Raw genomic sequence first — 17,997 nt, forward strand, 5'->3', positions numbered from 1 at the left:
GGGTTAACCAGAGCCCCTGTGACATGGGGAGAGGTGATGGCGGCGATTGCCTATACCGTGGCCTTCGACGGGGTCGAGGCGCGGCTGGTCGAGGTGCAATGCTCGGTTTCGCCGGGCCTGCCGGGATTCGGCATCGTCGGCCTGCCCGACAAATCGGTCAGCGATGACTACGCGCGGACCCTGACCGCCGCAATCGCCCGCCCCGCTGCGCGAGATGAAAGCTCCGCGCGTCGGGCGATTGCTCAACCTGCGCCAATTGGCGTAAACACTAACCGGGCTCCGGTCGCGGCTGGATGAAAGTTCAGGGGCAGGTCACGGAATCCAAGACTAAGCCATGCGCCGTATGCGGTGAACTATTCACCTACAAACGTTCGACAGCGAAAACATGCAGCGACCGTTGCCGAGACGTGGCATTCCGCGCGAGGAAGAACAAGGATGTTCCACAGCATCTCGTCTGCCAAGCAACGAATGTCGTGTTTGACCGCAACACCAAGGGGCGTCCTCGCAAGTATCGCGATGCAGAAACCCAGATCGATCACAAGCGCAAGGTACATCGGGATCGCATCACGCAGGTCAGCCGGTTCCTAGAAGCATGCAACATCACACTTTTCAAAGCCGATATTCGCCAAGGGTTTGCTCTGTTCTACGCAGTCTACGATATCGCCGTGCATTGTTATGCCGCCTCCCCTGAATCGATCCTTTGCGTTCGTGAAATGGTCGAAGACGCGGGCATTGATATCGGCAAGATAAACATCGTTTCCTTGATCCGTAGCGTGATCACCGATCCGGCAAGCCTGTTCCCAGAACGTCAGATCACGTTCGGCAAAGACGAAGACCGATACTTCAATACATGGGCGGAAGCAAAGAAGTTCCAAGGGATCATGAGCGAGGCGAGAAAGCTCAACAAGGCGCGCTTTGTCGATAATGACTGGTCGAATGGAACGCTGGCCGAGATGATCAACGCCTACTGCATCCGCGTTCATGGCGTGAACTCGTACACGGTTGCGCGTCGTATCCGCCAAGGCGGTGTTGTCCCGTTGCTAGTCGGGAGCGTCGATGAGGCCATTGATGAGGTTTACGCTTCGATCATGTGCAAAAACTGGTCTGGCAAGGTCTACCATCGCGGCATCGCAGGAAAATTCCGCGTCCGCTGCGGCGTCGAGCTTGGCCCCGGCAGCCAGCTTTTCAAGCGCAACAGCTATTCGCCGATCATGGCAGAAGATCCCAATGTCAAGATCGACGGCATGATCGATTTGGCGGCCCTAGAGCAGATCAGACGCATGGACGCGATGCCCTTTACGCTTGAACCCGAGACATCCCCTGTGCGGGCTGCTGCGTGATGCCTAAGCATGTGTTTCGAGGGTCCGCTGACGACTTCCAGATTATGTTCCGGAATGTGCGCGGCAAATGGTCCAATGGGTCGAGCGTCAGCTTCCGTGCCGTGGACGGCGGTATCGTGAACTGGTGGCCATCAACTGGCACCGTGAACTTTCAAGGCAAGGAGCCGAGCCGAAGCCGTCTAGAAGCGGTGTTCACCAATGCACCTGAAAAGCCGGTCAAGGTCTCGGTCGTGAAGAAACCGTCAGTTGACCTGGACAAGTTCATTGCCGGTCACTTCGATACTTCGGTATGAGGCGCGATCCATGAACGCACTTCAACTAAGGAAACTGAAAGGCCAGCAGGACAAGATCGAGAACAAGGGTCAACGCGATCAGCATGTGATTGATTTCTACGCAATCAAACGCACTGCAAAACACGAAAGCATTCGCGTGACCATATCTGCTCCCGAACTGGTTGCGTTGCTGCAAGACCCCACAGCATCATTGACGGCGATCAAATCTGTTCTGCATGGTCATGGGGAGTTAGTCGCGGAGACTTTCGACATCAAAGGACGAAATCTCTTATTGGCATCAACCGGCGAGGCGTTCGAACCGTCGAACGTGGAAGCGAGGCGATGCATCAAGCGACTGCTCAAAGCATGAAATGAAAAAGCCCGGTCACGAAACCGGGCTTCGTCGTCATTGCGCAGCGGATCAGTTGATCATTCGGCAGACTTGTCGGCTTCTATGCGAACCAGTGGAAGCGAACTTTTCTCACCTGTCATGGTGAATTTCCCAAACATTTCTTTTCGAAGATCGCTGAGCCAAGGAGCAGCCCTGCCCGTACCATATTTGTATTCTTCTTCCGTTTCCGGGTTCTTGTAGACGCCACCCTTGACTAACTTCAATCCAGCGGCTTCGAACTCCGCAGTTGTTATCGTCGTGGTACTGGCCTGTTTCGAACGAGTTTTCTTAGCCGAACCTTTAGCCGGAAATGAAACGTCACGCTCGTCACTGAACTCTGGGAACACTTCAGCGATATCGACCTCCGCGTCCTTCAGTTCGTTTTCAATCTCCTCTCGAACGCTCTGCACTTCGCCCGAAGGCTTCGGTCTCCGCTCAGGCCATACGTCGAAGACGTCCAAATTCTTTTCTTTGAGCAACGTCATGACTTTTTCGACAGTCGGTCTGATCTTCTCCATCCGCTCCATCTCTGCTTGGAGTCGATCTAGGTCTCGTTGCTTCTTCGCCTTGAGTTCTGCAAAGCTCATTGTTCACCCTCGTTTCGTGATGTTGAAAATTGAAACCGACAAGGCAATTCTTTGGTTGCCAGTGCCTGCTTTGTCTAGTGCGAAATCGGGAAGCGAGTCGATGCTAGGCTCCGTGCCTTCTTCGAACCTGCTCTTCCAGTCGACAACGGCGAAGTAGTGAATGTTGTATGGGTTCACTAAGTTGCTCTTTGCCATCGCGAGAGATTGCGCCTTAGCCCAAGTCATCCACTTCGTCAGCGGCTTCCAGTTCTGTAGATAGTCAACCTCGTAGACAAGGCATGTGGCAGTTGGCGGCTTCTTATCTGCCGGGCGATTGTAAAGATACGGGTCTTTCCGATGTTGCTTGAGCAGCTTCTCGTTTTCTTTGCGTTGGGCGCGGGTGAAAATGCTATCATCGACAAGACCGAACTCGTTTTCGACGCCTTCATGAAGCTTCGGAGCGGGCTTGATGCCAATGATCCTCCTCGGCTCTGGTTTGGTGGGGGTTGGCCCCCATTGGTTAGATTCGAACTCATAGTCATCGTTCACGTGGCAACCTCCGTCATGCTGGCAACCGATAGCATGGGAAGCTGGCATGTAAAGATGCCGATTCGGATGATCTCGACTATCGTAGAACGTGAATCGGGGTTTAGCGCATAAATGCAACACGATTTTCGTTATTGTTTTCAGCAACTTGGACGAGAATCGAGCCGTTTTATTTGAATCAAAGCAGCAGACTGTCAGACCTACTTGCGGGCAATAACTTTCGATATTTATTGTTCGTTCAGCAGCAAAGACGCTGCGGATTAACAAAGGAAATTGAAATGGAAATTTTGGATCGCGTAATCGAAAAACTTGATGAACTGTCCCACGACAGGGATGTGCTAAAGGCGCTGTGGAACGGCGGTTCGGTCGGAAAGATGGTTGAACAGAGTATCATCGCACAGGTGAATGATCACGTCGAAGAAAACAGCCGTTGGTTCGACAAATGGGAATTTCTTAGCGCGGAAATCAGCCCGCGGGCGATTGAATGTGGAATGCTTAAAGCAAGATATCAGTATTACGATCCAGAACGCGGCCTGATTGTCGATGTAACCTTCACCACTCGTGAGAGCTATCGTGCGGCACTTGAAGACATGACGAAGATGTCGTGGGAGGAACTGGTGACATCCGACGAAGATTGGGACGACCTGATGAACGCAGCTTGGAAGCCACGCTCGGCCGCCTAACACCCGACTCGACAGAAGATGAGAAAGCCCCGGTTGCGACACCGGGGCTTCTTGCGTTCTGGGGTCAGGCCAGCTTGATCGTATCCAGATCACCGCCGGCATCGACAAAGGCCGTGACCCAACCCGGACGTTTTCCCCTGCCCGTCCACTCGTTGCCCTTGTCGTCGCGATACTTGATGACCTTCTCGGCCTTGGGCTTTGCCTCGGCTCCTGCCCGGCCCTGTGCTTCGACAGCGAACAGTTCGTGCGCGTCGAACCCCGCTGCCTCGATCAATGCCAGCGCATCCGCTTTTGCCTTGGACCTCGCCTCGGCCTCGGTGAGCCGCAGTGCCTCCGTGACGTTTGCCGCTAGGATGACAAGCTGCGCACGGGTGTAGCCGTCAATCAGTTCGTCGACGGTCGGGGCAATCTTGTTCGGTTCGGTTTTCGTGTTCATGATATGTTCTCCAAAAATCAATATTCGGACGACAGCATGATCGTCAGGACGCGGGTTGTCTGTTCGGGGTCGGATGGGTCTTCGGAGCCGTATTTCAGGTCGTTGTCGAAATAATCGATCTTCCAGAAAATCTTGGTCTGCCGGATCGTCAGAAACCCCATGTCGTGCTCTTGGTAGGGGTCGTTATCCTTGTTGAAGGTGTCGTAGGCTCTGACCGCTGCAACGGCGTCTGCGGCAAGCTGTGGGTCTGCTGCGAGGCCAGACGTGAGCATCACCCTGTTCTTCGGGCCGGGAAGCCAGATGTTGCGCCGCAACTCGTCATTCAGCCCTGCGATCTTCTCAGCGCGGTTCATGCCAGCACCTTGGACATCACCCGGCGCATGCGTTCCATGCCGAACTCTTCAAACGGATCGACAACACGACCGCTGACGAATGCGACCACTTTGGGTTCGCCCTTCGGCTCCAATGTGATGCCGTCAAATTCGAGGTCTTGTTCGATGCGCAGGGTTACGGATTTCCCGTCTATGCGCACCAGCTTCCGCGTCACGTCTTTCATCATGTTCTCCTTGTGTTCCCACAAAGCGAACATAACTTCGGCAGGAGACGCTCGCTAGCATCGGGAGCGTTCAAGTAGTTGTTTTTGAATACTTTTCTGGCTTAGCTGACGATCTCTTCGCCTCGGTCAACATGATACCTAGTCTCAAGCGTCTGGGTGTTCATCTGCAACGTCTGCAAGATCTTCGTCGGATCGGCCCGGTCCACGAGTACAACTTGAATGTCACGGTTCCTCAGCTTGACGCTGAACGATGGGTTCTTGTCGATGGCAGCAGCAACGTCAGCATCCACCCAATCTGGTATCTGTGGCCCGTCTGACTTGATGTCGATCCTTTCGACGAGTGACCGGATTCGATCAGCAAGGGCAAACCTGTTCCCCTCCCCGTTCTGGAACATGCCGATCAGACGGTTCAGTTCCTCGTCGGATACATCTGAACCATTGGCTTGCAGTTGATCCAAGTATGCCTGCCGTGCATCGATTTCTTCTTGAATCTTCTTGTTCTCAGTCGCTAACGCATTCGCCCGTTCCAGCATCATCGTTGCCAGTGCGGGATTCGCTTCAAGTTGCTCGAAGTAGGTTTCGATCTTCTTGGTATTCGACTGGACAGCTTCTTGCCGCGCTCTGATCTCGTCACGCAATTTCTTTGCTTCGTCCGCAACCTTGACGCCCCCGACAAGTGATCGAAGGTCCAAATCCCGCACGAACGTCAAGAAGACCGTTTCGAACTTGGGATAACTCCACGTCCGATTCACGCAGCCCATTCCGTTCTGGCTGTTCGCGCATACGAGATAGCGACCGCCTTTCGGCTCTGGCCCTTTGTCCAGATATCGCATCGTAGCCCCGCAGTATGCGCATTTGGCTAAGCCCGAGAACAGGTTCGAGTAGTTCTTGCCTCTGCGCCCTGCTGCCCCTTGCCTGCGTGATCGCGTCGCAGCTTGTGCAAGGTTGAACGTCACTTCGTCGATGATCTGCGGATAGTAGTTCGGAACAGGATCACCCTCAGGAATGCGCTTCCCATCAACCTTTCGATGCGGCTGATACTCGCCAAGGACAGCACGAGAGCCTAGGATTTTCTTGATCGTCGATTCAGCCCAGTAAGACGTTCTGCCATAGGTCGGAATCTTCTCGCGATTGAAATCTGACGTGATGACCCGAGTGCCCTTGCCGCCAATGCACTCTGCGAAAATGCGTTTGACCGTCAGGACATGAGCATCGATCAGAATGAAATGCGTCCGATCAGATGAAAGCTTCATCCAGTTCGGGCACATCACCGTCAGCTTCTTTTCAGAGGCATTGGCCTTCTTGTTTTTCCATGCGGCCCCGACCCTTTCGGACTTGCGCAATGACTCTTCATGGGCGCGATACATAACGGACAATGAAATGATGAGGTCCGCGAAGTTGCCCGAGTTATCCTTGGAGTAGACCCGACCATCACTGACAGTTACGACATTGATGCCTGCATTGACCACCGATTGTAATTGGCCGAAAGCGGTCCCGACATCTTGACGTGACAATCGGTCCAAGGCTTCGACGAGTAGATATGACCCTGTCTCGATCCTGCCTGACTTCACTGCCTCAAGGAACGTCGCGAGCGCCCCTTCCTTGGCATGTTGTCCCTTGAACGCTGATATGCCTGCGTCCGTCAGATGGAAGTCCGAGACAAGTTCCAGCCCATGTTCTAGGGCATATCTGGCGGAAGCCTCCTGCTGCCGACGCAAGCTGTCGCCGGTCGTTTGGGCGTCCGAAGACCAGCGGACGTAGCTGTATGCCTTGGGCATGGCGTCTCCTGTGTTCAGTCTACATGTGCTTAACTAAACTGAAATTTTATGCCACACAACTTGCTGATGGTCGGCCCGCCCGGAGCCAGCAAGTCCATGCTGGCGACCCGCCTGCCCGGCATCCTGCCGCCGCTGACCCCGCCCGAGGCGCTGGAGACCTCGATCATCCATTCCGTCGCCGGGCTCCTGGCCGAGGGCGGGATTTCGCGCATGGCGCCCTTCCGCCAGCCGCATCACACTGCCTCGATGGCGGCGATGGTGGGCGGCGGCCGCAATGCCCGGCCCGGCCAGGCCAGCCTGGCGCATAATGGCGTGCTGTTTCTCGACGAGTTGCCGGAATTCGAGCGCCGGGTCATCGACGCCCTGCGCGAGCCGATCGAGACCGGCGAGATCCACGTCTCGCGCGCCAATGCCCATATCCGCTACCCGGCGCGCTTCCTGCTGGTCGCCGCCGCCAATCCCTGCCGCTGCGGCGAGATCGCCGACGCTGCGCGCGCCTGTTCCAAGGCGCCGCGCTGCGGATCGGACTATCTGGGCCGGGTCTCGGGGCCGATGATGGACCGCTTCGACCTGCGCATCGAGGTGCCGCAGGTCGCCATCGAGGACCTGGGCCTGCCAGCGACCGGCGAGAGCTCGGCCAGCGTCGCCGAGCGGGTCGCCGCCGCCCGGATGCTCCAGACCGAACGTTTCACCGGCCATCCGTCGGCGCGGGTGAACGCCGACGCCTCGGGCCGTCTGCTCGAGGAGATCGCGCCGCTCGACAGCGAATGCCGGTCGCTGCTGGCCCTGGCGGCCGAGCGGCTGGGCCTGACGCCGCGCGGCTACCACCGCATCCTGCGCAGCGCGAGGACCATTGCCGACCTGGACCGCTCCCCGGCGATCCGCCAGCCGCACCTGGCCGAGGCGCTGTCCTACCGCCTGCCCTTCGGCCGGCCGGATTGAGGGCGTGCCCGCCGGTTCTTCAGGGGCCGGTCGGAGGCCACACGTCTTGTGGCAGAATTCTGGCTACCGATCTGCCTGGGCGATATGACCACCATATCCTCGACCTCCAGATTTTCACTCGCCTGCAGAGGTGTGAGGGCCCGGATTCTTTCGCAGGATGCATTATGCGGAGCCGAGATCTGCGCCAGGCGAACAAGCGCCTTCGTCCGGCGCCTGCCTCGATCACGCCCCTTGCTCCCGTGGCGCGAGGGGATCCACCTCGCCAAGGCGAAACTCTCGACCGCCGGTCGAGGTGATGAAGCCGTTCATAAAATACCGGAAGCACCGCGATACGCACCGAATGTCGCTACCGGTGGAAAAGCGGCCGCTATTTCCCGATGGCCTGACAGCACGGCACTGATCCGCATCCGCATATTGTCAACCGGTGCTGCTGTCTCGCCATCCTGCAGCCGGGAAATATCAGCGCCCCCGGAAGGTGCCGGGAATGCTGCGAAAAGGCCCAGCCACGGAACATTGGCAATCGAGACCTCACCTGCCCGATAGTCCCATCCGCCGCACGCCTTGTCTGCCCGGACGAACCCGGAGGTCAGCCTCGCTCCGCCAGCCGGCGCTCGACCGCCTCCCAGATCAGCGCCGCGGCGTTGACGCCATCGAACCGCTCGAGTTCCTGGATGCCGGTGGGCGAGGTCACGTTGATCTCGGTCAGCCAACCGTCGATCACGTCGATTCCGGTAAAGATCAGCCCCTTCTCGCGCAGGACCGGGCCGATCCGGGCGCAGATCTCGTATTCCCGCTCGGTCAGGCCGATCTTCTCGGGACGGCCGCCGACATGCATGTTGGAGCGCGCCTCGCCCGCGGCCGGGACGCGGTTGATTGCGCCGACCGGCTCGCCATCGACCAGGATGATGCGCTTGTCGCCCCTGACCACCGCGGGCAGGTATTTCTGCGCGATGATCGGCTCGCGGCTGTTGGCCAGGAAGGTTTCGACCAGCGAGGACAGGTTCGGATCGTCGGGCCGCATGTGAAAGATGCCGACCCCGCCATTGCCGTAGAGCGGCTTGAGAATGAAATCGCCATGCCGCTCGCGAAAGGCGCGGATCTGCGCCAGGTCGCGGGTGATCAGCGTCGGTGGCGTCAGCTCGGGAAAATCCAGCACCAGCAGCTTCTCGGGACTGTTGCGCACCCAGAACGGATCGTTGACCACATAGGTCGAGGGATGCAATCGATCCAGCAGGTGGGTGGTGGTGATGTAGCCCATGTCGAAGGGCGGGTCCTGCCGCAGCCAGACCACGTCGAATTCCGACAGGTCGACATCGGCCCAGTCGCCGAAGGTCACGTGATTGCCCGGCTCTCGCCGCAGCGTGACGGGGCGGCCCCGGGCCAGGATCCTGCCCTCGCTATAGCTCAGCCGGTCGGCGGTGTACTGGAACAGCCGGTGCCCCCTCGCCTCGGCCTCGAGCCCCAGCCGGAAGGTGCTGTCACCGTCGATCGAGACCTGCTCGATCGGGTCCATCTGCAGGGCCACGTAAAGACTCATGCCATCATCCCCAGCCTGTTTCGAGCGATCTTGTCGCGCGCGCGGGCCGGGTTTGCAAGCCGCAGCGGTCAGTTCATGCCAAAGGCATTCTCGATGATCTCGACCCGGCCGAGCTGGTCGACCAGCGCGGCATCGAAACGCATCGCGGTCAGCAGGCCCGCGGGCAGGCGCCCGCAATATTCCAGCGCAGCCTGGCAGATCCGGGCGATCTGCCGGCGGCTGATCCGTTCGGCCGCCCGGTCGTGACAATGCGACTTCTTGACCTCGACAAAGGCATATTCCTCATCCTTGCGCAGGATCAAGTCGATTTCGCCGCCCCGGCCGCGCCAACGCTCGGCCAGCACCTCATAGCCGCGCCGGCGATATTCCCGCGCCACCGATTCCTCGGCGAAACGGCCCGCGGCACAGGCGACGGCCCCCCGCCGCGCCCTGACGCCGATGGCCGGAACAGGCGTTCCCTCGGAGATTCTTTCGAACTTCATTCCCGTTCCCTCTTCATCTCCACCGCCAGCGCATAGACCTCGCGCCGGGGCAGACCGAACCGCGCAGCAACCTCTGCCGCCGCCTCTTTCACGGACAGCGTGCCCAGCAGCCCGTCCAGAGCCACGCGCAAGCTGCCCTCATCCGCGACGACGGGTTCGGGACGCCCGAACAGCACCACGACCTCGCCGCGCAATCCTTCCGCAGGGATTCTTTCGACCAGCTCCGCCGCGCTGCCACGCATCACCTCTTCGAACTTCTTGGTCAGTTCCCTGCAGATCACCGTAGACCGATTCGCCTCAGTCTCGCACAAGTTCTCCAACAGTTGCTTAACGCGCCTCGGGCTTTCGAAGGCGATCACCGTCGCGTCGACCTTTTGCCAGCTCTCGATCCATTTCCGGCGCGCGCCGCCGGCGGCCGGGGGAAAGCCGACGAACAGGAAGCGGTCGCTGGGCAGGCCCGAGACCGACAGCGCCGCCAGCGCCGCCGACGGCCCGGGCATCGCGCGAACCGCAAACCCGGCCTCGGCGGCGTCCCGCGCCAGGCGGTAGCCCGGATCGGCGACCAGCGGCGTGCCGGCATCCGAGGCATAGGCCACGCTCTTCCCCTCGCCCAGCGCCGCGAGGATCGCCGGGCATGCCCGGTCGGCATTGTGGTCGTGATAGGCGACGAGCCGCCGGCCGCGCAGCGCGATGCCGTGAATATCCAGCAGATGCCGCAGGTTGCGGGTATCCTCGGCCGCCAGCACATCGGCCGTGTTCAGCACGTCGAGCGCCCGCAGGGTGATGTCGCGCGCCGCCCCGATCGGGGTCGCGACCAGGTAGAGGCCCGGCTCGGGCGCGGCGGCCGAGACGGTCAGGGAAAGCGGCCGCGCGCCCGTCCCGGTTGTGCTGGCGCTGTCCTCCATCGCGGGTCCCTTTCTCTCTGCCGGGCAAGTTGCCATGTCCGGAATATGCCAATAACCTGCCCCCATCAAACCCCCAGCCTCGATCCAACAGGGAATCACGCCATGACCGTCCTGAAAACGATCCGCGGCGCCTTCGACCTGCGCCGTCCGCTGGCGCGCGTCGGAGCTGTCCTTGCCGCCGTGACGCTTGCCGCCTGCCAGCCCATCGAGATGGGGGCCTCGGGCCCGCAGACCGGCCAGAGCATCGACCCGTCGCAGCCGGTGCCGGTGGCGCTGCTGGTGCCGGGGGGCACGGGCAGCGCGGATCTGGACTGGCTGGCGCGCTCGCTGACCAATTCGGCCAGGATGGCGGCCGCAGATGCGCGCGGCGCGACCATCGACCTGCGGATCTACAATGCCGGCTCGGAGCCCGGCACGGCCGTCGCCATGGCCAACCAGGCGGTGGCCGAGGGTGCCAAGATCATCCTGGGCCCGCTTTTCGCCGACAGCGCCAATGCGGTCGGCAATGCCATGGCGCCGCAGGGCGTCAACGTGCTGTCCTTCTCGAACAACACCGACATCGCCGGCGGCAATGTCTTCGTGCTGGGCAACACCTTCGACAACGTCGCCGACCGGCTGGTCAAATACGGCGTCAGGAACGGCAAGCGCCGCATCCTGATGGTGGCCGAGGACGACACTGCCGGCCAGGTCGGCGCCCGCGCCATCCAGCGCGCCATCCAGCGCAACGGCGCCACCCTGGTCGGCACCGCCGTGCATCCGCTATCCAAGCAGGGCATCGACGGCATCGTGCCGAATGTCGCCCAGGCGGCGCTGTCGGGCAATGTCGACGCGGTCTTCCTGACCGCGAACCAGGGCGCGGTGCTGCCCTATCTGACCGACAGGCTGGCCGATGCCGGCGTCACCTCGGCCTCGGTGCAGATGATGGGGCTGACGCGCTGGGACCAGCCCTCGGCCCGGCTGCAGCTGCGCGGCGTGCAGGGCGGCTGGTTCGCCATTCCCGACACCACGCTCAAGGCGCAGTTCGACCAGCGCTACCGCGCCGCCCATGGCGAGACCCCGCACGAGCTGGGCTCGCTGGCCTATGACGGGGTCGCGGCCATCGCGGCGCTGGTGCGGGCGGGCAAGCGCAATGCGCTGACCACCTCGGGCCTGACGCAGAGCGCGGGCTTCGCCGGGGTCTCGGGCGCCTTCCGTCTCAAGCGGGACGGCACCAACGAACGCGCCCTGGCGGTGGCCACGGTGCGGGGCAACCAGGTGGTGGTGCTGGATCCGGCGCCGCGCAGCTTCGGCGGCTTCGGGTTCTGATCTTGAGCGCCAGGGACACCGACACCTTGCCGCAAAGCGCCCCGGCCCTGCCCGGGGCGCATTCGCTGTTCGCCCCCGAAAGCTTCCTGCCCGCGCTGACCGGCGCGCTGGCGGATATCGCCGAGCCGCGCGAGATCCGCGCCCGCACCGTCGCCATCCTGTCCCAGGCGCGCGCGGCCGCCATGGAGGACATCGCGGCCGGCTTCATGTCCCACCCCCGCGCCGCGCGCGAGACGGTGCGCGCCATCGCCAGCCTGACCGACGCCGTCGTGCTGGCGATCCATCACGTCGCGACCACCATCCTGCACCCGCTGCTCAACCCCACCGATGCCGAGCGGCTGGCGGTGCTGGCCATCGGCGGCTATGGCCGGGCCGAGATGGCGCCGCAATCCGACGTGGACCTGCTGTTCCTGACGCCGTGGAAGGTCAGCGGCTGGGCGGAAAGCGTCGTCGAATCCATGCTCTACATGCTGTGGGACCTGAAGCTGAAGATCGGCCAGTCCACGCGCTCGGTCGATGACTGCCTGCGGCTGGGCGCCGGCGACATCACCATCCGCACCAGCCTGCTGGAGCATCGGCTGATCTGCGGGCACGCCACCGCCGCCGAAACCCTGCGCGACCGGCTCTGGTCCGAGCTGTTCGACAAGACCGTCCCCCAGTTCATCGAGGCGAAGCTGGCCGAACGCGCCGAGCGCCACCGCCGCCAGGGCGGGCAGCGCTATGTGCTGGAGCCCAACGTCAAGGAGGGCAAGGGCGGCCTGCGCGACCTGCAGACCCTCTACTGGATCGCCAAATACATCCATCGCGTCGACCGCGCCGTGGAACTAGTCGATCTGGGCTTCTTCACCCGCGACGAGCACCTGACCTTCTGGCAGGCCGAGGATTTCCTTTGGGCCGTGCGCTGCCACCTGCACCTGATCGCCGGCCGGCCGCAGGACCAGCTGACCTTCGACATGCAGGTCGAGGTGGCCAAGCGCATGGGCTATCGCGACCTCGGCGGCCGCCGCGCGGTCGAGATCTTCATGCAGGACTATTTCCTGCACGCCACCAAGGTCGGCGAGCTGACCCGGGTGTTCCTGGTCGCGCTGGAGGCAAGGCACCTTTACAAGGCGCCGATCATGAACCGGCTGTTCCAGCGCCGCCGCCGCGTCCGGGCCGGCTTTCGCGTGGATCGCGGGCGGCTGACCTATGCCGACGAGAAGCAGTTCCTGTCCGATCCGCTGAACATCCTGCGGCTCTTCGAGGAGGCGCTGCGGACCGGCATCCTGATCCATCCCGACGCCATGCGCGCCGTCGCGGCCAATCTGGAGATGATCGACGACCGCATGCGCTCGGACCCCGAGGCGGTGCGCATCTTCCTCGACCTGCTGCTGAAGCACGGCAACCCGGAACGCTCGCTGCGCCGGATGAACGAATTGGGCGTGCTGGCCGCCTTCATCCCGGAATTCGCTCCGGTGGTGGCGATGATGCAGTTCAACGTCTATCACCATTACACGGTGGACGAGCACCTGATCCAATGCGTCGCCGCCCTGGCCGCCATCGAGCGCGGCGAGGATGCCGAGGACCTGCCGGTGGTCAGCAAGATCATGCGGGGCAAGGTGAACCGCCGGGTGATCTACCTTGCCGTGCTGCTGCACGACATCGGCAAGGGCCGGGCCGAGGACCATTCGATCCTGGGCGCGCGGCTGGCGCGGCGCATCTGCACCCGCTTCGGCCTGCCGGCGGACGAGATCGAGACCATCGAATGGCTGATCCGCAACCACCTGCTGATGTCGGACGTGGCGCAGAAACGCGACATCGCCGATCCGCGCACGCTGCGCGACTTTGCGAAGGCGGTGAAGACCACCCGGCGGCTGGACATGCTGCTGGTGCTGACCGTCTGCGACATCCGCGGCGTCGGCCCCGGCACCTGGAACAACTGGAAGGCGATGCTGCTGCGCAAGCTGCACCAGGAAACCAAGGCGGCGCTGGAAAACGGCCTAGAGGAGCTGAACCGCGACAAGCGCACCGGCGAGGCCAAGCGCTCGCTGCGCCACCTGCTGACCGCCAAGGGCTGGGAGCCGAAGGCGATCAAGGCCGAGCTGGGCCGGCATTACGACAATTACTGGCCGGGCCTGCCGACCGAGACGCAATATGTCTTTGCCGAGATGCTGAAGGATCTGGGCGATGACGAGATCCGCACCGACCTGCATCCCGACACCGACCGCGACGCCACCCGCGCCGCCTTCGTGCTGGCCGACCATCCCGGCATCTTCTCGCGCATGGCCGGGGCGCTGGCGCTGGTCGGGGCGAACATCGTCGATGCCCGCACCTATACCACCAAGGACGGTTTCGCGACGGCGGTGTTCTGGCTGCAGGATGCCGACGGCCATCCCTATGCCGCCGACCGGCTGCCGCGCCTGCACACCATGATCCAGCGCACGCTGAAGGGCGAGATCGTCGCGCGCGAGGCGCTGGCCGGCCGCGACAAGCCCCGCAAGCGCGACAGCGCCTTCCGCTTCCCGACGCATATCACCTTCGACAACGAGGGCAGCGACGTCTACACCGTCATCGAGGTCGATACCCGCGACCGTCCCGGCCTGCTCTACGACCTGACGCGCACCCTGGCCGACAACCATATCCAGATCGCCAGCGCGGTGATCGCCACCTTCGGCGCGCAGGTGGTGGACACCTTCTATGTCAAGGACATGTTCGGGCTGAAGCTGCACCAGGCCGGCCGCCGCGAGTCGCTGGAGAAGAAGCTGCGCCAGGCGATCAAGGACGGGGCCGAGCGCGCCGAACGCGCCGGGCGGCCGCTGGGCGGGACGTTCTGAGGGACCGAAGATGCAACCGATCAGACTAATCCGGGGCTTCCTCTCGGTAGGGGCGTGGACTTTGGCCAGCCGCGTCGTGGGCTTCGTCCGCGACGTGATGATCGCCGCCTATCTCGGCACCGGCCCGGTGGCGCAGGCCTATATCGTCGCCTTCACCCTGCCCAACATGTTCCGCCGCTTCTTCGCCGAGGGCGCCTTCAACACCGCCTTCGTGCCGATGTTCGCCAAGCGGCTGGAAAGCGGCGAGAACCCGCGCGGCTTTGCCGAGGAGGCCTTTTCGGGGCTGTTCTCGGTGGTGCTGGTCGTCTCGCTGATCGCGCATCTGGCCATGCCCTGGCTGGTGCTGATGCAGGCCGCGGGCTTCCAGGGCGACGAGCGTTTCGAGCTGGCGGTGATCTATGGCCGCATCTGCTTTCCCTATATCCTGTTCATCTCGCTGACGGCGCTGCTTTCGGGGCTGCTGAACGCCGGCGGGCGCTTCATGGCCGCGGCCGCCGCGCCGGTGCTGATGAACTTCGTCCTGATCGCCGCCATGCTGCTGGCCGACTGGCGGGGCTGGGACATGGGGCTGGCCATGGCCTGGTCCACCCCGGTCTCGGGCATCGCGCAGCTCTTCACCGTCTGGTGGGCGGCAAAGCGCATGGGCTTTCCGCTGCGCCTGCGCCTGCCGCGGCTGACGCCGGACATGCGGCGCCTGCTGGCCGTGGCCGCCCCCGCGGTGCTGGCGGGCGGCGTGGTGCAGGTCAACCTGCTGGTCGGGCGGCAGGTCGGCTCGTTCTTCGACGGCGCCATCGCCTGGCTGACCAATGCCGACCGGCTGTATCAGCTACCGCTGGGGGTGGTGGGCATCGCCATCGGCATCGTGCTCTTGCCCGACATCTCGCGCCGGCTGAAATCCGGCGATACCGGCGGCGGCAGGCACGCCTATAACCGCGCCGCCGAATTCGCGCTGTTCCTGACCGTGCCGGCCGCCGTGGCGCTGGTGGTGATGGCCTATCCGCTGATCTCGGTGCTGTTCCGGCGCGGCGCCTTCCTGAGCGCCGATGTCGGGCCGACCGCCGTGGCGCTGGCGATCTACGGGCTCGGCCTGCCGGCCTTCGTGCTGCAAAAGGTGCTGCAGCCGCTGTATTTCGCCCGCGAGGACACCCGCACCCCGTTCCGCTTCGCGGTCTGGTCCATGGTGGTCAATGCAGTGGTGGCGCTGGGGCTGGCGCCCTTCATCGGCTTTTCCGCCGCCGCATGGGGCACCACCGTCGCCGGCTGGACCATGGCGGCGCAGCTCTGGCGCGGCACGAAAGCCTTTGGCGAGGCGGCCGAGCTCGACGACCGCTTCCGCCACCGCCTGCCCCGCATCTGCGCGGCATCCGCGGTCATGGGCGCGGTGATCTGGGGCCTGATGCTGGCCTTGGGCGACACGCTGGAGCAGCCCGGGACGCGCTATCTGGCGCTGGCCGCGCTGGTCCTGGGCGGCATGGCGGCCTATGGCGCGGCGGCGCTGGTGCTGGGCGCGTTCCGGCCCTCGGACCTGCGTGCGGGCTTGCGGCGTCAGCGCTGACGGATCTGGCGCATCACGCGCCCGATCCCGCCCGGCACCAGCACGAAGGACAGAAGGAAGCCGCAGCAGAAGCCGGCGATCTCGGCGATCCAGGTCAGGCTGCCGTCCTGGAACAGGATGCCGAAGACCAGCTGGAAGGCCAGCAGCATGCCGATCAGGGTGAAGGCGCGCAGGCGGTTCGCGTTCTCCTGCCCCAGCCGCGTCCAGAGCAGGAAGGTGAAGGCACCGACGAAGCCGTAGACCGCCGGATAGCCGCCGATCAGCGCCTGGAACCGGAACTGCGGCAGAAGCCCCGCCGCCAGCGTATAGACCAGCGCCCCCCCGATGGCCGAGCCGAAGAACAGCGCCGCGACCGCCCAAGGCCGGAACTGGTTCGCGATCAGGTTCCCCAGCGCCAGCGTGAAGACGATGACGAACAGCGCATGGGTCAGCGACAGATGCACGAAGGAATAGGTCAGGATGCGCCAGCTCTGGTCCAGCAGGAACACCTTCATCTGCCACAGCCGCAGCACGAATTCGGGGATATAGGCGGTGCGCTCGACCGCGATCTGCCGCATGGCAAGGCCGGCACCCTGCCCGCCGCCGCCGATGAAGCCCATCTGCGCCAGGCCGAACACCGCCTCGCAGGCGATCATCGGCAGGGCGATCATCCAGACCACGGCGGGCACGGGGTTCAGCGGCGATTCATCGTAACCGGGTCGCATCAAGGCTCCTTTCCAGTGGGCTGTTGCGCAAGCCCTCCTTGCGGGCGGTTGCGCCCGACCGGGGCAAGAGGTAAGCCAGCCACCGGGATTTTCCAAGCAGGTAGTGCCATGACCACGAGCTTCGCCAAGCGCATCTTTTCCGGCATCCAGCCCTCGGGCGGGCTGACGCTGGGCAACTATCTGGGCGCGCTGAAACGCTTTGCGGACTATCAGGGCAAGGGGGCCGAGACGATCTATTGCGTCGTGGACCTGCACGCGATCACCGTCTGGCAGGAGCCCGAGAAGCTCAGGCACAACACCCGCGAGGTCGCGGCGGCTTTCATGGCCTCGGGCGTCGATCCCGAGGTCTCGATCCTGTTCAACCAGAGCCAGGTTTCGCAGCATGCGGAGCTCGCCTGGCTGTTCAACACCGTGGCGCGGGTGGGCTGGATGTATCGGATGACCCAGTTCAAGGACAAGGCCGGCAAGAACAGCGAGAATTCCAGCCTCGGCCTTCTGGCCTATCCGTCGCTGATGGCCGCCGACATCCTGGCCTATCACGCCACCGCCGTGCCGGTGGGCGAGGACCAGAAGCAGCATCTGGAGCTGACCCGCGACATCGCCGCCAAGTTCAACCACGATTACGGCGTGGACTTCTTCCCGATCACCGAGCCGATGATCGAGGGCGCGGCCACCCGCGTCATGTCCCTGCGCGACGGCTCCAAGAAGATGTCGAAATCCGATCCCTCGGATGCCAGCCGCATCAACCTGACCGACGATGCCGACGCCATCGCGCAAAAGATCCGCAAGGCGCGCACCGATGCCGACCCGCTGCCGGGATCGATGGACGGCCTGAAGGACCGGCCCGAGGCGAAGAACCTGGTCAACATCTATGCCGCGCTGACCGGCGAGAGCGGCGAGCAGGTGCTGGCGCGGTTCGAGGGCCAGGGCTTTGGCGCCTTCAAGCCCGCGCTGGCCGAGGTGGCAGTCGAAGCCCTGGCGCCGATCACCCGGCGGATGACCGAGTTCATGGCCGACCCGGCCGAGATCGACCGCATCCTCGGCCGCGGCGCCGACCAGGCGCAGGCCATCGCCCAACCGATCGTCGAGCGCACCAAGGACATCATGGGCATGATCCGCTCGCGCTGAGCGGGCCGCAAATGTCCCAATGACTTCCCGGCAGGATGGGCTATGATTCCCCGATCCT

Annotated in this window: 18 protein-coding genes and 2 pseudogenes; 10 read left to right on the forward strand and 10 right to left on the reverse strand. The window is 63.0% G+C overall.

Translation table 11 applies throughout. The features are described from left to right. From L632_RS0111090 to L632_RS24315, 4 genes and pseudogenes are all read left to right on the forward strand, one after another. Nucleotides 1-297 (forward strand): annotated as a pseudogene (locus tag L632_RS0111090) (hypothetical protein); the annotation flags it as partial. A gap of 176 nt (nt 298-473) precedes the next feature. Continuing rightward, on the forward strand, nt 474-1,340 hold the full coding sequence (locus L632_RS23510; protein WP_156933640.1) for a hypothetical protein: 867 nt from the start codon (nt 474-476) through the stop codon (nt 1,338-1,340). Further along, the gene (locus L632_RS24310) at nt 1,340-1,633 is read left to right on the forward strand and encodes a hypothetical protein (protein WP_156933641.1); all 294 of its coding nucleotides are present in this window, start codon (nt 1,340-1,342) and stop codon (nt 1,631-1,633) included. The genes L632_RS23510 and L632_RS24310 overlap by 1 nt, the downstream gene beginning before the upstream one ends. Before the next feature lie 10 nt (nt 1,634-1,643). Then, nucleotides 1,644-1,982: a hypothetical protein gene (locus L632_RS24315; protein WP_156933642.1), complete on the forward strand. Its 339-nt coding sequence runs from the start codon at nt 1,644-1,646 to the stop codon at nt 1,980-1,982. 59 nt (nt 1,983-2,041) lie between these two features. Here L632_RS24315 and L632_RS24320 read toward each other — a convergent pair whose 3' ends face one another. Next, nucleotides 2,042-2,590 carry a hypothetical protein gene (locus L632_RS24320; protein WP_156933643.1) on the reverse strand — a complete coding sequence of 183 codons (549 nt, stop codon included), beginning with the start codon at nt 2,588-2,590 and terminating at the stop codon, nt 2,042-2,044. A gap of 3 nt (nt 2,591-2,593) precedes the next feature. Continuing rightward, nucleotides 2,594-3,118: a hypothetical protein gene (locus L632_RS24325; RefSeq protein ID WP_156933644.1), complete on the reverse strand. Its 525-nt coding sequence runs from the start codon at nt 3,116-3,118 to the stop codon at nt 2,594-2,596. Between the two features lie 275 nt (nt 3,119-3,393). Here L632_RS24325 and L632_RS0111105 point away from each other — a divergent pair, with 275 nt between their 5' ends. Further along, a complete protein-coding gene (locus L632_RS0111105; protein ID WP_028716813.1) occupies nt 3,394-3,798 on the forward strand; it encodes a hypothetical protein in 405 nt (134 codons plus the stop codon). A 64-nt stretch (nt 3,799-3,862) separates the two neighbouring features. On the opposite strand, the gene L632_RS0111110 is transcribed toward L632_RS0111105, so the two are convergent. The 4 genes from L632_RS0111110 to L632_RS23840 all read right to left on the reverse strand — a co-directional run bounded on the left by L632_RS0111110 (nt 3,863) and on the right by L632_RS23840 (nt 6,568). Continuing rightward, the gene (locus L632_RS0111110; RefSeq protein WP_051476434.1) at nt 3,863-4,234 is read right to left on the reverse strand and encodes an H-NS family nucleoid-associated regulatory protein; all 372 of its coding nucleotides are present in this window, start codon (nt 4,232-4,234) and stop codon (nt 3,863-3,865) included. 17 nt (nt 4,235-4,251) lie between these two features. Next, nucleotides 4,252-4,587 (reverse strand): DUF3768 domain-containing protein, encoded by a 336-nt coding sequence (locus L632_RS0111115; protein ID WP_028716815.1) that lies wholly within the window; start codon nt 4,585-4,587, stop codon nt 4,252-4,254. Then, nucleotides 4,584-4,790: a hypothetical protein gene (locus L632_RS0111120; protein ID WP_156933645.1), complete on the reverse strand. Its 207-nt coding sequence runs from the start codon at nt 4,788-4,790 to the stop codon at nt 4,584-4,586. The genes L632_RS0111115 and L632_RS0111120 overlap by 4 nt, the downstream gene beginning before the upstream one ends. Before the next feature lie 101 nt (nt 4,791-4,891). Then, nucleotides 4,892-6,568, reverse strand: coding sequence for a recombinase family protein (locus L632_RS23840; RefSeq protein WP_084648093.1), 1,677 nt, complete (start codon nt 6,566-6,568; stop codon nt 4,892-4,894). A gap of 54 nt (nt 6,569-6,622) precedes the next feature. On the opposite strand from L632_RS23840, the pseudogene L632_RS22545 reads away from it, so the two are divergent. Continuing rightward, a pseudogene (locus tag L632_RS22545) lies at nt 6,623-7,510 on the forward strand (YifB family Mg chelatase-like AAA ATPase); the annotation flags it as partial. Between the two features lie 586 nt (nt 7,511-8,096). Here L632_RS22545 and gshB read toward each other — a convergent pair. The 3 genes from gshB to rsmI form a co-directional block, all read right to left on the reverse strand. Next, nucleotides 8,097-9,047, reverse strand: a complete 951-nt coding sequence (gshB, locus tag L632_RS0111135; RefSeq protein ID WP_028716817.1) for a glutathione synthase — start codon at nt 9,045-9,047, stop codon at nt 8,097-8,099. Between the two features lie 68 nt (nt 9,048-9,115). Next, nucleotides 9,116-9,529 (reverse strand): YraN family protein, encoded by a 414-nt coding sequence (locus L632_RS0111140; RefSeq protein ID WP_051416179.1) that lies wholly within the window; start codon nt 9,527-9,529, stop codon nt 9,116-9,118. After that, the gene (gene rsmI / locus L632_RS0111145) at nt 9,526-10,434 is read right to left on the reverse strand and encodes a 16S rRNA (cytidine(1402)-2'-O)-methyltransferase (RefSeq protein WP_084648094.1); all 909 of its coding nucleotides are present in this window, start codon (nt 10,432-10,434) and stop codon (nt 9,526-9,528) included. The genes L632_RS0111140 and rsmI overlap by 4 nt, the downstream gene beginning before the upstream one ends. Before the next feature lie 102 nt (nt 10,435-10,536). Here rsmI and L632_RS0111150 point away from each other — a divergent pair, with 102 nt between their 5' ends. The 3 genes from L632_RS0111150 to murJ are packed head-to-tail and all read left to right on the forward strand — an operon-like array spanning nt 10,537 to nt 16,107. Then, on the forward strand, nt 10,537-11,739 hold the full coding sequence (locus L632_RS0111150; protein WP_036698062.1) for a penicillin-binding protein activator: 1,203 nt from the start codon (nt 10,537-10,539) through the stop codon (nt 11,737-11,739). Between the two features lie 2 nt (nt 11,740-11,741). After that, entirely contained in the window at nt 11,742-14,552 is a 2,811-nt protein-coding gene (locus tag L632_RS0111155) for a [protein-PII] uridylyltransferase (RefSeq protein WP_028712387.1), read from the forward strand. Nucleotides 14,553-14,562: 10 nt separating this feature from the next. Continuing rightward, nucleotides 14,563-16,107 (forward strand): murein biosynthesis integral membrane protein MurJ, encoded by a 1,545-nt coding sequence (gene murJ, locus L632_RS0111160; protein WP_028712386.1) that lies wholly within the window; start codon nt 14,563-14,565, stop codon nt 16,105-16,107. Here the strand turns inward: murJ and L632_RS0111165 are convergent. Further along, nucleotides 16,098-16,811, reverse strand: coding sequence for a rhomboid family intramembrane serine protease (locus L632_RS0111165; protein WP_028712385.1), 714 nt, complete (start codon nt 16,809-16,811; stop codon nt 16,098-16,100). The two genes, murJ and L632_RS0111165, sit on opposite strands and share 10 nt — an antisense overlap. Nucleotides 16,812-16,919: 108 nt before the next feature. Here L632_RS0111165 and trpS point away from each other — a divergent pair, with 108 nt between their 5' ends. Continuing rightward, the gene (trpS, locus tag L632_RS0111170) at nt 16,920-17,939 is read left to right on the forward strand and encodes a tryptophan--tRNA ligase (protein WP_028712384.1); all 1,020 of its coding nucleotides are present in this window, start codon (nt 16,920-16,922) and stop codon (nt 17,937-17,939) included. Nucleotides 17,940-17,997: the final 58 nt, after the last annotated feature.

The sequence above is a fragment of the Paracoccus sp. J39 genome (assembly GCF_000518925.1).
Taxonomy (GTDB): Bacteria; Pseudomonadota; Alphaproteobacteria; order Rhodobacterales; family Rhodobacteraceae; genus Paracoccus.

Excerpts from the sequence above, each read along its gene's own strand:
- L632_RS24310 (WP_156933641.1), top strand. The coding sequence starts at position 1,340 with ATGCCTAAGCATGTGTTTCGAGGGTCCGCTGACGACTTCCAGATTATG.
- L632_RS24315 (WP_156933642.1), top strand. The coding sequence starts at position 1,644 with ATGAACGCACTTCAACTAAGGAAACTGAAAGGCCAGCAGGACAAGATC.
- L632_RS24320 (WP_156933643.1), bottom strand. The coding sequence starts at position 2,590 with ATGAGCTTTGCAGAACTCAAGGCGAAGAAGCAACGAGACCTAGATCGA.
- L632_RS0111105 (WP_028716813.1), top strand. The coding sequence starts at position 3,394 with ATGGAAATTTTGGATCGCGTAATCGAAAAACTTGATGAACTGTCCCAC.
- L632_RS0111110 (WP_051476434.1), bottom strand. The coding sequence starts at position 4,234 with ATGAACACGAAAACCGAACCGAACAAGATTGCCCCGACCGTCGACGAA.
- L632_RS0111115 (WP_028716815.1), bottom strand. The coding sequence starts at position 4,587 with ATGAACCGCGCTGAGAAGATCGCAGGGCTGAATGACGAGTTGCGGCGC.
- L632_RS0111120 (WP_156933645.1), bottom strand. The coding sequence starts at position 4,790 with ATGAAAGACGTGACGCGGAAGCTGGTGCGCATAGACGGGAAATCCGTA.
- L632_RS23840 (WP_084648093.1), bottom strand. The coding sequence starts at position 6,568 with ATGCCCAAGGCATACAGCTACGTCCGCTGGTCTTCGGACGCCCAAACG.
- gshB (WP_028716817.1), bottom strand. The coding sequence starts at position 9,047 with ATGAGTCTTTACGTGGCCCTGCAGATGGACCCGATCGAGCAGGTCTCG.
- L632_RS0111140 (WP_051416179.1), bottom strand. The coding sequence starts at position 9,529 with ATGAAGTTCGAAAGAATCTCCGAGGGAACGCCTGTTCCGGCCATCGGC.
- rsmI (WP_084648094.1), bottom strand. The coding sequence starts at position 10,434 with ATGGAGGACAGCGCCAGCACAACCGGGACGGGCGCGCGGCCGCTTTCC.
- L632_RS0111150 (WP_036698062.1), top strand. The coding sequence starts at position 10,537 with ATGACCGTCCTGAAAACGATCCGCGGCGCCTTCGACCTGCGCCGTCCG.
- murJ (WP_028712386.1), top strand. The coding sequence starts at position 14,563 with ATGCAACCGATCAGACTAATCCGGGGCTTCCTCTCGGTAGGGGCGTGG.
- L632_RS0111165 (WP_028712385.1), bottom strand. The coding sequence starts at position 16,811 with ATGCGACCCGGTTACGATGAATCGCCGCTGAACCCCGTGCCCGCCGTG.
- trpS (WP_028712384.1), top strand. The coding sequence starts at position 16,920 with ATGACCACGAGCTTCGCCAAGCGCATCTTTTCCGGCATCCAGCCCTCG.